The sequence below is a fragment of the Syntrophorhabdaceae bacterium genome (assembly GCA_035541755.1).
Classification (GTDB): Bacteria; Desulfobacterota; Syntrophorhabdia; order Syntrophorhabdales; family Syntrophorhabdaceae; genus PNOF01.
Window position 1 is genome coordinate 1 of record DATKMQ010000098.1, and the last position, 13202, is coordinate 13202.

A 13202-nucleotide genomic window follows, 5' to 3' on the forward strand; every position below is an offset into this window, starting at 1 on the left:
CTCCGATGGTAACCCCGATATCCTCTGGAGAAACTCTGCTACCGGTCAGAACTATGTCTGGTATATGAACGGAACTGCAGTGACCGGAGGGGTATTCTTGAGTAGTTGTAACGATCCCAACTGGCAGATCGTGGGTCATTAAGGGCTACAGACATTTTTGAACGGAAGGTCATCCGTTGGTAACCGAAAGGGTAGCCTTCCGTTCGGCCGTCCTTGACCGTATAGCTTTCCTATAGTATGTGCGTTGCAGGCAAGAAAGGATCTGCGTAAAACACGCTCGAAGGTAATAAAACAGTTGGCGAATAATAACAAACCAACGAGAATTGTATTGAATATCTTTAAGGATTATGTTCTGAGTTCTATTCTTGGTGGATCGCTCGGTATTGAAGCAAGAAATCGGCAAGGACCGGGCAAACGTCGCTGTCTTCTCAAAGGTAACGTTGATCTCGAGGAACACTCGAGAATCTAGCCCTTCTAGCCGTAATGGGCAATAGGTTTGCACATCTTTCTCCTTGGCGGTCAAGGAGGATTTCAAGAGAACCACGTTTATGGGCGATAAGGCTCGCGGGACAGAAGGACTTGGAACGACCAGAAACGGGCTGCAATGACTGCGGTTTTCATTCATATCTTCTTTTCGTAGGAAATTGCATACACAATCTTTCCATGCAGTGCAGGAAAAAATGACACAAGTCGAGTTACGGCGAATTCGCTAAGACTTACTTTAACTAACAATATCAAATATTTATATTATATAGAGTTTCATGGCACGTAAGTTGCTAATGAAAAGACCGGAGATAATTTTCATAAATCTCGTTTGATTAATCGCTGGGGCTATGTGATGGATGTCATAAATAATAATCAGATGTAAAATCGTATCAAAGAAAAACCATGAACTTTGTGATACATGTCATCGATAATAATAAGATACAGATGCTACAAAATATCTATGAAAAAGGCAAACTGTTCGAAAGAGCAGGACGCAAAGCAACTAGCCTACGTCCCCCGGGAAGGAGATATGGCAGTAGTGCTACCATGGAGAAGAGCATATCCACTGTGCTAATTCTCCTGGCCAGAACTAAACAGTCAGGAGGTTGTTATGCAGACCGAAATATCCCATAAAAGAAACTGGGGTTTTCTCCTGCTCCCATACGTAGGTCTATTGAGTCTTATTCTTAGTTGTTCCCTTCTTGCATTCCAGAGCGCCAATGCAACTCAGGTTACCCTCGATTGGGCCGCTGAAACTGGCGCCTCGGGTTACAAAATCTATTATGGGACTACCAGCAAAAACTACTCCTCGGTGATTGATGTGGGAAATGCCATCACGTATACGGTGCCCAACCTTTCTAACGGCGTGACGTATTACTTTGCCGCAACCGCTTACGATGCCAATAGGTTGGAAAGCGACTACTCGTCCGAGGTGAGTTACAACCCGCAGATTGATGTTTTTTGGCGGAACAATACTACGGGGCAAAACTATGTCTGGTACGTGAGCGGAGTAAACATTACCGCAGGAGCGCCCGTGAGCACTGTGACAGATCTGAATTGGAAGGCTGTTGCCACCGGCGATTTTAACTCCGATGGTCATCCCGATATCCTCTGGAGAAACAGCTCCACCGGTCTGAACTATATCTGGTACATGAATGGTGCGGCAATGATCGGAGGCGCTTATTTCGGCGGTACTGTGAGCACGGATTGGCAGATTGCGGGTGTTGGCGATTTTAACTCCGATGGTCATCCCGATATCCTCTGGAGAAACAGCTCCACCGGTCAAGACTATGTCTGGTACATGAATGGCCTTGCAGTCATTGGAGGCGCTTATCTCGGCGGTACTGTGAGCACGGACTGGCAGATTGCGGGTGTTGGCGATTTTAACTCCGATGGTCATCCCGATATCCTCTGGAGAAACACCTCCACCGGTCAAAACTATATCTGGTACATGAATGGTGTCACCGCTACCGGCGGGGGCAATTTCGGCGGTACTGTGAGCACGGATTGGCAGATAGTGAGACAGTAAGGAACGGTTGTACCCCAGCTTCTTAGCGGCAACTCCAATTACTTCCGGAGTTGCCGTATTTTTATGTAGTGAGCGAAAGATTACGGAGGGAACCAAGAAGGATAGATCAGTTCTTTCATCTTCAGCAAAGTAACCTGACTGCTTGCATAATCTTTCGCTGAAGGTACCAGTTTCGCTGGGTATTCTAGACCGACAATCCTTCATAGCTACTCAATTTAAGCAAGACATGTGCCACAATCCGATATAGCATAACTATTCGATTATACAGTAAGTTTCAATCGTCGGTTTAATCTGTTCCCACAGAACTCTACAATTTTTGTGGTTGCTTTACGTGTTTTGTCTGAACCTGAAACTATTATCTAATTGGTGTTCGTAGACAGGATATGGCAATCTAGCGCCTCGGAACAGTCTGACGATATAAAAATGTTGACACTCGATGAGTGTCTTGATAGCCTGTGAAAAAGAATGCCTAGGAGGGTCTATGAGATCGGAAGGCCGAGTCGCACGAGTTACTGAAATTATTGCAGGTTCCCCAAAAAGCTTTGAGGACGCTATACTGGTCGGTTTTAAAAGAGCTTCTAAAACTCTCAGAGGAATAACGGGGCTCAGGGTAAAGGAACAGCGCGCTAGGGTTGAGGACGGCAAGATCGTGGAATTCCGTGTCACTTTGGAGGTCATATTCGTACTGGAAAGCTGACAAAAGAAGTATTGAAGTTGGAAGCGAAGATGATGAATTTTACCCCGATGCTTTTCCGCTGAGATCTGACCCTTGGGGAATAAAGAATCTCCCATCGAAGACAAACGATGAATACCTGCCCACGACGCCAGCCGGAATAGTAAGGCTCGGACGATAGCGGAACAAGCATCTTTCGCGAGGTATAGACCCGGTATCGCTCTCGCAGATCCCATCCAATTTAGTTCTATTTCGGACGAAAGCCAACATTGCTACTGCAGAGCAGACAAGAGCGTTCAACATTCAAAAAAACATCGAACAGCGCGATCAAATGTTCTTCGTAAGGAAATGGATTTATGCGGGTATTGCAGATAAAATATGGTATAAAAATGCAGCCAATGATGAACATTCTTAATGCCATAGAATTCCGTGATGGATGATATATGTTGTTGTATAGTTGATGATTAAGTCGGTTTGTTACAGAAAAGAATTATCTTTGAGATCAATGTGGTTACATCACATTGCATGGCGGTAGCCTGCAAGCGTTCCTGCCCTGGGCGAAAAAAGCCCCATAAATAGATTTGTGGCAAAATGCACGATTCGTTTATCCAATACCTATGTGATCCACTAACAAAAGAGCCGTTAGACGTTGAAATCATCCATGAAAATGATGGATTCATATTTGAGGGCTATTTGTATTCCGCCACAAATCGTTTTCCTATCGTGCGCGGCATTCCGCGGTTCTCAGGCTATCAAGAGAATAATAGTTATGCACATTCCTTCGGATATCAATGGAATAAATGGGCTAAGGTTCAGTTTGAAAGTCACAATGTTGGAAAACCCATGGAGGGATGGACGCTCCGAATGTGGGAAAAGATAACCACAGTGACAGCCAAAGATATGCGAAACGCGCTGGTTGTTGATTTTGGTTGTGGCTCAGGGAGATTTATCGAGATAGCGAGGATGAAGAATGCACGTGTCATCGGTATAGATTTAAGCGCTTCTGTTGAATCAGCATACGAGAGCTTCAAAAATGACAGAAACGTATTGATTGTCCAGGGCGATATGTTAAATCCGCCAATCAAGTGCGAAGCGGCGGATGGGGCTTTCTCTATAGGGGTACTGCACCACACTCCTGATCCGCGAAGAGGTGTCGAGAAGATGGCAAAGAGTGTGAAGAAAGGAGGGTGGGTGGCGATAAGCGTGTACAGCAAGGGCGGATATTATGATTTTCCGACCGTTAAGTTCTATAGGAAATTATTTAAGCTTCTGGAGCGATTTTTTAGATATTTGCCACCCTTGATCTATTCATTGGTCACTGTTTACGTAATTAGTTTTTCCCTTAAGGTTCCCCTGATGGGTAGAATTATTCGGAGTCTCTTTCCCTACATCAAACTGCCGGACAAGAAGTGGTCTTTGTTAGACACCTTTGACAGCGTCACGCCAAGTTACCAGTCTGCTCACGAACCGTACGAAGTATTCACCTGGTTCAAAGATCTCGGCCTTATCGAGATAGAACCAAGCGATTGGGGATTTACAAGCTATCATGCGGTTAAGCCAAAATAACTTGCTAAGTGTTTAGATGTGAAGATGACCAGGAACGATCTATTTAAACACTGGGCTCTTACGGGGCAGATAGGATTCAATTCGATAATCGGGTATGTTTTTCTAAAAGTACTTGCAAATAAGTTTGGTATCTCGGAAGAAATGGATGGCTTTAACATCGCATATTCAGTTCCATTTATCATTCTGAATGTTAGTGGTTTTGCGTTCTTGCACGGGATTATAGCGGCACAATTTTCAAGAATGGTAGCTTCTCACACCACTGAAATCGATGATGTATTTTCGACGACATTAAACGGCATGCTCTGCTTCGGCTTAATACTGTTCCTTGCTTGCGTTATTTTCTCAAAGGAAATCGCTATATTGTTTGCTCCTGGACTTTCGTCCAGTACACAGAAGATGATTCAAACGCTGATCCTGCTAATGTGCCCGATCGCCTTCACACTCGGCATGTCGACCTATTTGAGTGCAATACTCTTCGCCTATGCAATACCCATAGCATCTGAGCTTCCTCAGCTCATCACGAGATTAGGTGTCATTATCTGGATGCTGGTCTCGGGCGCGAGTATAAGCTTGGTGCAAATCGCATCGGGACTTTTGGCCTGGAGCTTCATTAGCTTGATCCTGGTGTGGTATGTCTTTCGAAGGACGACCGCGCTCAAATACAGACTATCGTTCAGTTGGAACATAAAAGAAGTTAAAGACATTGCGAGACAGAGTTCGTCGTTCATGGTGGTGGCAATACTGGCGCAGGCCAGTATGTTCTATATGCGAAGACTGGCCACTCTTGATGGGCCTGGAGTTGCAAGTTCGATAGTCTATGCATTGAGCTTGGTTAGCCCCTTATCATTGATTATCGGAAAACCGTTGGCGCAGATATTTGGCCCGAAATATATACGCTACTATGCGAATTCCGCACTGATCCATGCAAAGCACATTTTTTTGAACTTGTTTTTGCTTTGTCTCATTTTTGCGGTTGCCGCTGTTGTCTTGATAAATCTTAATGCCGACACGGTTGTCAGCCTGCTTTATGGCGGGGGCAGATTCAGTAGGCATGCCGTGGAAAAGATAGTTCCTTTGTTCAGGCTCATCAACTGGTCGCTCGTACCGGCTACTCTTATGTGGATCATTTTCATCCCGGTCCTGAATGTGAGCCGGAGTCACGCAGGGGCCAGAGTCTACGGGATCGGCTATCTTCTTCACCTCTTGTTCAGCTATTGCCTGTTCCCTAATTACGGAAGATATGGTTTGGCCTGGGCCTACATTATAGGCATATCGGCACAGGCGGCACTGGGTTTTGCTTATGTCTATCACGATCTGTCTGCAGCTGGGAGAAATATCGGACATGGTTAGCAAGGATCGCATTCTCAACGTGACAAAACAAGCGCTTAGCTTGGGACTGGATGTCACCGTCTATTTGCGGTTTTTGGTTTTGCTATTATGTTTTAGATATTTGTGGCCAGGATGCGACGAGGACAGAAAGATCTCTATTGCTAATAGATTTTTTTATCCCCGATATGAAAAGGCGGTGTTTCATGACTACAAGAGTTATATAGAGCGAATGCCCGGAGATATTCGCAACATCGTCGCGGACTTTCCGCAGAACAGATGGCTTGGCGATCGCAAAGTGCTTGATCTGGGATGTGGCCTAGGGAGATTTACAAAACTCCTTAAGGAGCAAGGCGCTTCAGCCGTTGTGGGCCTAGAATATCAGATTGATAAGTTGGTCTTTGCACAAGAACACAACATTAATGAAAACATCCGGTACATATGTGGTTCGGCGTCGCTTCTTCCGTTCAAAGAAAGCACATTTGATACAGTGTTTGCCTACGCTGTTTTTGAACATATAGATGAGACGCAAAATGCCCTATTGGAAGTAGCTCGAATACTGAAGGCGGGAGGAGTAGTTGTAATTGCGATGGATTACCTGACATCCAGGGGAGGACATCACCTGCATCCTTACGTTCATTTCCCTTGGCCATTGTCTATCGTATCCGAAGAATCATTATACAGATATTGGAGTCGAAGGCTTGCACGGGATCAATCGAAGAACATGATGTCCTATTACAAACGAGTGAATGAGGCCAATGGATCTGAAGTAGATAAGGAAATATGCCTCAATCGAATCACGATTGAAGAATTTGAAAGGCAGATAGAAAAGGCAGGCATGATGATAGAATTGTTTATACCGGGAGAACGAATTGCCCAATACTTTCCGTTCATACTGAGGTTTAGAAATTTAAGGAAATTTTTTGTCGGAAGTCCCTTATATTGTTTGCGAAACAACAAACTTATGGATCAGCAATAATCGCCGCAATACCAATCAATGTCAATCCTCTTTGTTATTCCTCCGAATAAACTGAATCAGGGCTTCTCGCAATGCAGGCCGCTGGGGGTATTCTATCTTATCGCAGCGTTGAGAAAACAAGGGATAAAGGCCGATGTACTTGATCTGGAAAGGAATGTGTTCACCGAGAAAGAGATTATCGGGCGAGTTAGCGAAGCCGGACCCAAGATCATCGGATTAACTGCAACGTCTCACACGCGTTTTGGTGCTCTGCATCTTGCTGAGTTCTTCAAGACAAACTTTCCTGAGAAGCATATAATAGCGGGAGGTCCTCACTTCTCGCAATGTGCCCACGATACCTTAGTGCATACAGACGCTCTTGACGTCGTAGTACGTGGAGAAGCTGAGGAGATCGTTTGTGACCTTATTCCTGCCCTCTTAGAGGGCGAAGATCTGGGCCAAATAAAAGGCATATCGTTCAGGAAGAACGGCGCCATATGTCACAATCCTGATGCGGCCCCACCAATGAATCTCGATGATCTACCCATTCTTACGGACTTCGACCATAAAGATTATTCAGACAAATTATTGGTATATACTGAAAATGGAAAATCCATACCGGCGATAAGCATTATAACGAGCAGGGGATGTCCATACCAATGCATCTTTTGCTCTGTAAAGAATTCGGGATACAGGGTTCGGTCCGCCAAATCGGTAGTTGATGAAATAGAAATGTGGATTGAAAAACATCCTGAAATCAAAGCCTTTAACTTCTTCGATTTGACTTTTACCGTAAATGCCGAGCATGCGAGATCGATATGTGATGAAATAGTCTCAAGAAATCTGAATATCACATGGTGGGCTGAGAGTCGATTGAATATCGATCTAAGTCTGTTGGATGTGATGAAAAAGGCCGGATGTAAAGCGGTAAGCGTGGGGGTGGAATCGGGATCGCCTCGTATACTCAAGGTTATCAAGAAGAATATCAACCTGGATTCCCTAAATGATTTCGCAAAGAGATGCGACAATCTCGGTATACAGGTATCATTCTTTTTTATGCTTTCTCATCCAACGGAAACAATGGAGGACTTGCAAAAAACGAAGCAGATGGCGCAGACCTTGTTAGCGTCCTTTAGATGCGTATCTGATACCTCCGCTGGCGTCACCACAATCCTGCCCGGAACAGAGCTTGAAAGGATCTCACGTGACAAGGGTATATTACCCTCTGATTTTTCATGGAGTCTACCCTATTGCCGACCGGAGAATCTGAGAGCATCATATTCAGAATACTTACCTATATACCTTGAAACGATTCCCTTGAAGAGATTAGTAAAATTCAGAGAAGAAATTGGAGCTCTCGGCAATATTAAACGAAAGAATTCTTCGTGGCAACTTCTTAAGTGGGGTTTTAGAAGAATTTTCTCGAGCGACAGGTCCGTGCGATATAAGCTAAGAGTGGGACTTCACACCATGAAGGTGTGGCTGGGGCAGCACAATTCTCTGCAATAGTACCGTTTAGCCCAACAAACTATGTGTAGAATTGTAGGTTTCGTAGACGGCCATTACAAGGGCCAATATGATATGTACGGAGTCCTAGAAGAAATGAGGGATAGCATGTTTCGTGGCGGCCCGGACGATGCTGGTCAATATATCCATGAAGATAAGGGGCTTGCAGTCGGGCATCGAAGACTTTCAATCCTGGATTTATCTCCCATGGGACATCAACCGATGGGGTACGACAACTTGGTCATAACCTACAACGGCGAGGTCTACAATTTTCGCGAAATAAGACGTGAATTAGAGGACTGTGGCTACACATTTCAATCCAATTCTGATACTGAGGTAGTTCTGAAGACGTTTCACAAATGGGGTCTGAATGGTATAAGCAGATTTCGGGGCATGTGGGCGTTTGCGGTATGGGATAACAAAAGCGAGACCGTTACGCTTTGTAGGGATAGGGTCGGAGTTAAGCCTCTGTATTGGTATTTCAAGAATTCCCTCTTTATGTTTGCCTCGGAATTAAAAGCCTTTTGCAAGCACCCTACCTTTCTGAAAGACGTTGATAGGAAAGCCTTATCTCTTTACTTTCAATTTGGTTATATCCCTGCTCCCTATTCGATCTTCAAAGGCGTTCGGAAATTGGACGCGGGGTGCGTTTTGAAGTTCGATGTTAACAGACAAGAATATGCCCACGAAAGATATTGGGACGTGAAGAAATACTATTTAACCGGTTTTCAGAGCCAGAGAAAGCCCGAAAGCAATTCCGATGAAGAAATTGAAACAGAATTGGAAGGGATACTGGAGGAGAGCTTCAAACTCAGACTTGTTTCTGATGTGCCTGTTGGGGTGTTTTTGAGCGGTGGCATTGACAGCTCGCTTGTTGCTACTCTATTGCAAAAGAACCTTACCGGGAAATTGAAGACATTTACCATAGGATTTCACGGGGAGAATCAATATAACGAAGCTCCTTCTGCGAGAGAAGTAGCTGAACGTTTAAGTACCGATCACCACGAATACTACTTCGATGCACAAGACGTTGCCGATCTTCTGCATGAGATACCATTGTTGTATGATGAACCATTTGGGGATAGTTCCGCACTTCCAACATACCTCGTCTCGATGATAGCTAGGAGATACGTTAAAGTTGCACTTTCGGCGGATGGCGGGGACGAGCTTTTCTGTGGGTACAATTTCTTCGTCCGACCGTTTGTTGACAGGCTTGACCCATATTTCAGACTGGGCGATAGAACCAATTTGAGTAGCTTTATCCTTAAATTGGCTGATAGCGCACCATCGGAAAGAATGCTCTATGTCTGCCACCCCACGAAGAATAATTTTCGCGGAAAATTAAACAGAATGAAATATTTGCTTAAGAAGATAGATTTTAGTGAGGGCTGGGACTTAAGGACTGCTCTCATGTACGTGGAATTTATCAGGTACCTTCCCGATGATATTTTGGTGAAGGTTGATAGGGCTACGATGGGTGTCTCGTTAGAAGGCCGCGAGCCTTTTCTTGATAACAGGATAGTAGAATACGCATGTCAATTACCGATGAAATTCAAATATAGAAATAAGGTACGAAAGCATATTTTAAGAAGGATAGCGTCCAAATATCTTCCGAACGAGGCCTTGAATAGGCCAAAACAGGGCTTCAGTCTTCCGCTAAATTCGGAGCCGTACAGGAGTAAATTGCATGAATTATTCGACTGTTATTTAGACGACAGAATGCTACGTAAGACCGGCATGTTAAACGTGAAGGCCTGCAGCAACCTCGTGAGACAATGGAATTCAGAGAAGTTGAGCTATGAAAAACTGTGGTATCTATTGAATTTTCAGATGTGGGCAGAAAGATATTTATGATCGTCAATACACCAAGGGTTTCCGTTTTGATGAGCGTTTACAACGGACGGCGCTATTTAGATTCAACAATCGCCAGCGTGTTGGACCAGTCCTTCGCTGATTTTGAGCTGATCGTTGTCGATGACTGTTCGCAGGATGACACAAAAGATGTACTGGAGGGTTTTTCACGTAATGATTCTCGCATAAAACTATTGAAGAATGAACATAACCTTGGACTCACTAAATCTCTCAATATTGGTTTAAAACGTGCTCGTGGCGAATACATTGCTCGGATCGACAACGGCGACCTATGGAGCGGAAACAAATTGACCAAACAAATTGATTATTTCATGGATCGCCACGATCTGTTGCTGTTAGGCACCCAGGCAATCTGTCTGGATGACAATGGCTTGGAGATTGGTACAAGGAGATTCCCCATTGAGGATCGCGAGATACGCTTATGGTTGATAAAGTGTCAAAATCCATTCTTACACTCCTCCGTGGTATTTAGGAATAGATATCTCTACGATGAACAGTATTATACAAGCCAAGATCTTGCGCTGTGGACAAGAGTTTTTTTTGACGGGAGGATGGCAAACCTGAATGACGTTTGCGTATATTACAGAATCTCAAGAGAGGCAGTTAGCTATAAAAGAAGAGCAATTCAAATCTACAATTCGTATAATATATATAAAGATTTCTCGGATGCTTTGACAATAAACCAAAGGGTTTCCACCAAAGGAAGATCCAATTGGGTATCCGATAGACATCAACTTGAGAAGCCAAAGAAATTATTTGCCTATGTCAATTATCTAGCTAATAAATTGAAGAATAACAATGTGGGGGCAGGAGTTTTTCTCGCTGCCATTTCATACCTTCTTTCCCCCCGTTTGTTCTTAATCAAATTAATGCTCAAATATGCAACCCGTATGAACTATAAGAGATACACACAATGGCACTGACGGACGAGAGAATCCGGGTTATCGCGGCGGTACCTGGAAATGTAAATGATTCAAAAATGCTTTTCGTGAAAGATCAGATAAGATCGCTGGTGAGGCACGGTGTGAATGTCCATGAATTTTACCTGTCTTCAAGGACGAACATACTGGTTATTGCAAAAGAATCGTATCGGCTTTATAAAGAAATAGGAAGATTTAGACCTCATATTATCCACGCACATTTTGGAACTCTGACATCGTTTCTATGCGCCGTAATCAGCTTAATATGCGGTGTACCGTTGATGATAACTTTTCATGGAAGCGATTTAAATGATGTTTCCAATGTGGAAGGCCACTTAAGGAACATGGTTCAAAAAATTATGTCAAATTTGGCGGCGTTAAGGGCCTCAAGGATTATTTGCGTCAGTGAGAGACTATTACATAGATTATGGTGGAGACGTGGTGGAGCCTTAGTAATCCCCAACGGAGTGGACGCAGATTTGTTTTATCCTTTGGATTGGAATGATGCACGGGCTCAACTGGGATGGGATTTGAGCGGACATGTCATTCTATTCTGTCAAAGTAATTTTTCCCGTCTAAAAAGAGTGGATATTGCGTTGTCGACGCTCGACAGATTAAAATCCCATGTTCAGACGGCCCGACTGCAGATTCTAAACGATGTAGAACATAACGTCGTACCATTGTATTTAAGCGCTGCGGATTGTCTATTGGTGTGCAGTGATTCCGAAGGATCCCCTACTATCGTTAAAGAGGCCATGGCGTGTAACCTGCCGATAGTCTCCACCGATGTGGGCGATGTTGCTGAGAGAATTCGAGGATTATACCAGTGCTCGATTGTCGAGAGAGAGCCAAATGCCCTGGCGAGAGCTTTAGCAGATACGATTGAGGCGGGAGAAAGGTCCAACGGAAGAACGAGGATAATGGAAGAAGGGTTAACTGATTCGGTGGTAGCAGCGAAGATATTGTCTGTATATCGAGACCTCATTCAACAGAACGGCTAAGAATTTATGATGTTCTATGTTACCCTTATCTCGGCAACGTGCATTATCGTTGCCCTGATGCTTCTGATATGGCTCAGAACAAGAAACGTTGCTTTTCCTTTAGGGATTGCCTTTCTCTATTACTGGTCTCTTTACGGCGCCTGGTCGATCATTGCGGATAAAACAGGCGGTGAGAGCGGAATGCATTATCAATATCTCGAGGAGAAACTGTTTGCTGTTAATTTGGACAATGATTATCTATTAACCTTGGTTTTATACAGTCTATTCATCATTATAGTGGAATTGATAGTTTTATTCTTGTACAAGAAATGTAAAACTCCAAAGCGCACACCTTCACTTCTGGGGACAGTCAATCATAGGACGGTACTAATAATAGGTAGTATAGCAGGCACTGTTAGCTTTTTGATTGTTAGTAGTGCGATCGTTTATTCTTTTAGGTCTGGAATGTCGGCGTATGTTATTACGAGGATTCCGGGAGAAGTAGGCAACCTATTTACATTGCACCAAGTTCTGAATCGCGTGGCCCTTTTTTCGGGTGCCATCGGAGTGGCAATATTTCTATCCAGCCAAGATGCAATGTTCTTTACTTCCAGGCGAAGCAGACTAATTTTGTTTCTTTATGTACTTCTCCTGGCGAGCATGTATTCGTTTTGTCTGGTTCTGGGTAACAAAAATGAGCTCTTCGCTTCTTTCGTTCTCTTTCTTTTAGTCTATTTGACGAATTCCAATCATCCGAAGCGAAATAGTTACGTCGTGTTTTCTATATTGGTCCTTTTTGCAATAGGTGTGGTTGATCTTGTTCGGGGTCTCCCCCTGGACAATCTATCCGGGATTAGGATCGGCGATTTACGTGATGCGGTCAGGGCCATTGGTTCTAGCAACGAAGCATTCGGTGCACATTTCTCCCTATATGGGGCTTTGCATTACGATATACCAATAACGTATGGTTCAAGCATAATTAGTCTAGCGACATCGATAGTTCCCAGAATCTTCTGGCCCAATCGTCCGGCAGACATCTATTTCTATTATGCTGATAGGATAGGCGCTGTTGAAGGTCAAGGGTATGCTATTCATCATGCGACAGCATGGTACCTCAACTTTGGATATGTGGGCATCGCGATGGGGGCCGCGCTGTTCGGCTGGTTGTGGGTTAAGCTATACAACTCTTATAATTTATTGGACCGGCGAAAGCAAAAATTGGCAAATGTCGTCATTTTTATTGCTCCTATCGCGTTTACTAGCAATATACCAAACTTGATCCGTGCAGGAATGGAGGCGTACAAAGGGGTGTTGGTGGATGCATTCTTAACCCCAAGCCTGATTCTTTTTTGTTCGCTCTTCAGAATTAATTTGTTTCGGAAGTGAT

At 44.0% G+C, this 13202-nt stretch carries 10 protein-coding genes and 1 riboswitch; all 10 genes read left to right on the top strand.

Features of this window, described 5'->3' with window-relative positions; all coding sequences use genetic code 11:
* Positions 1 to 944 precede the first annotated feature (944 nt).
* Positions 945 to 1035: riboswitch (cyclic di-GMP riboswitch) on the top strand.
* Positions 1036 to 1096: 61 nt separating this feature from the next.
* The 10 genes from VMT62_09865 (at position 1097) to VMT62_09910 (ending at position 13201) form a co-directional block, all read left to right on the top strand.
* Positions 1097 to 2014 (top strand): FG-GAP-like repeat-containing protein, encoded by a 918-nt coding sequence (locus VMT62_09865; protein ID HVN96724.1) that lies wholly within the window; start codon positions 1097 to 1099, stop codon positions 2012 to 2014.
* Between the two features lie 481 nt (positions 2015 to 2495).
* On the top strand, positions 2496 to 2711 hold the full coding sequence (locus VMT62_09870) for a dodecin family protein (GenBank protein HVN96725.1): 216 nt from the start codon (positions 2496 to 2498) through the stop codon (positions 2709 to 2711).
* Between the two features lie 567 nt (positions 2712 to 3278).
* A complete protein-coding gene (locus tag VMT62_09875; GenBank protein ID HVN96726.1) occupies positions 3279 to 4253 on the top strand; it encodes a methyltransferase domain-containing protein in 975 nt (324 codons plus the stop codon).
* Positions 4254 to 4277: 24 nt separating this feature from the next.
* Positions 4278 to 5603 carry a lipid II flippase MurJ gene (locus VMT62_09880; GenBank protein HVN96727.1) on the top strand — a complete coding sequence of 442 codons (1326 nt, stop codon included), beginning with the start codon at positions 4278 to 4280 and terminating at the stop codon, positions 5601 to 5603.
* Positions 5596 to 6558 carry a class I SAM-dependent methyltransferase gene (locus tag VMT62_09885; GenBank protein HVN96728.1) on the top strand — a complete coding sequence of 321 codons (963 nt, stop codon included), beginning with the start codon at positions 5596 to 5598 and terminating at the stop codon, positions 6556 to 6558. The genes VMT62_09880 and VMT62_09885 overlap by 8 nt, the downstream gene beginning before the upstream one ends.
* Before the next feature lie 18 nt (positions 6559 to 6576).
* Positions 6577 to 8046, top strand: a complete 1470-nt coding sequence (locus tag VMT62_09890) for a radical SAM protein (GenBank protein ID HVN96729.1) — start codon at positions 6577 to 6579, stop codon at positions 8044 to 8046.
* Between the two features lie 21 nt (positions 8047 to 8067).
* A complete protein-coding gene (gene asnB / locus VMT62_09895) occupies positions 8068 to 9897 on the top strand; it encodes an asparagine synthase (glutamine-hydrolyzing) (protein ID HVN96730.1) in 1830 nt (609 codons plus the stop codon).
* Positions 9894 to 10838, top strand: a complete 945-nt coding sequence (locus tag VMT62_09900) for a glycosyltransferase (protein ID HVN96731.1) — start codon at positions 9894 to 9896, stop codon at positions 10836 to 10838. Before asnB ends, VMT62_09900 begins: the two co-directional genes overlap by 4 nt.
* The gene (locus VMT62_09905) at positions 10829 to 11836 is read left to right on the top strand and encodes a glycosyltransferase (GenBank protein HVN96732.1); all 1008 of its coding nucleotides are present in this window, start codon (positions 10829 to 10831) and stop codon (positions 11834 to 11836) included. Before VMT62_09900 ends, VMT62_09905 begins: the two co-directional genes overlap by 10 nt.
* 6 nt (positions 11837 to 11842) lie before the next feature.
* Positions 11843 to 13201, top strand: coding sequence for a hypothetical protein (locus VMT62_09910; GenBank protein HVN96733.1), 1359 nt, complete (start codon positions 11843 to 11845; stop codon positions 13199 to 13201).
* Position 13202 lies beyond the last annotated feature (1 nt).

Coding starts and splice junctions, on each gene's coding strand:
- VMT62_09865 (HVN96724.1), top strand. CDS start 1,097: ATGCAGACCGAAATATCCCATAAAAGAAACTGGGGTTTTCTCCTGCTC.
- VMT62_09870 (HVN96725.1), top strand. CDS start 2,496: ATGAGATCGGAAGGCCGAGTCGCACGAGTTACTGAAATTATTGCAGGT.
- VMT62_09875 (HVN96726.1), top strand. CDS start 3,279: ATGCACGATTCGTTTATCCAATACCTATGTGATCCACTAACAAAAGAG.
- VMT62_09880 (HVN96727.1), top strand. CDS start 4,278: ATGACCAGGAACGATCTATTTAAACACTGGGCTCTTACGGGGCAGATA.
- VMT62_09885 (HVN96728.1), top strand. CDS start 5,596: ATGGTTAGCAAGGATCGCATTCTCAACGTGACAAAACAAGCGCTTAGC.
- VMT62_09890 (HVN96729.1), top strand. CDS start 6,577: ATGTCAATCCTCTTTGTTATTCCTCCGAATAAACTGAATCAGGGCTTC.
- asnB (HVN96730.1), top strand. CDS start 8,068: ATGTGTAGAATTGTAGGTTTCGTAGACGGCCATTACAAGGGCCAATAT.
- VMT62_09900 (HVN96731.1), top strand. CDS start 9,894: ATGATCGTCAATACACCAAGGGTTTCCGTTTTGATGAGCGTTTACAAC.
- VMT62_09905 (HVN96732.1), top strand. CDS start 10,829: ATGGCACTGACGGACGAGAGAATCCGGGTTATCGCGGCGGTACCTGGA.
- VMT62_09910 (HVN96733.1), top strand. CDS start 11,843: ATGATGTTCTATGTTACCCTTATCTCGGCAACGTGCATTATCGTTGCC.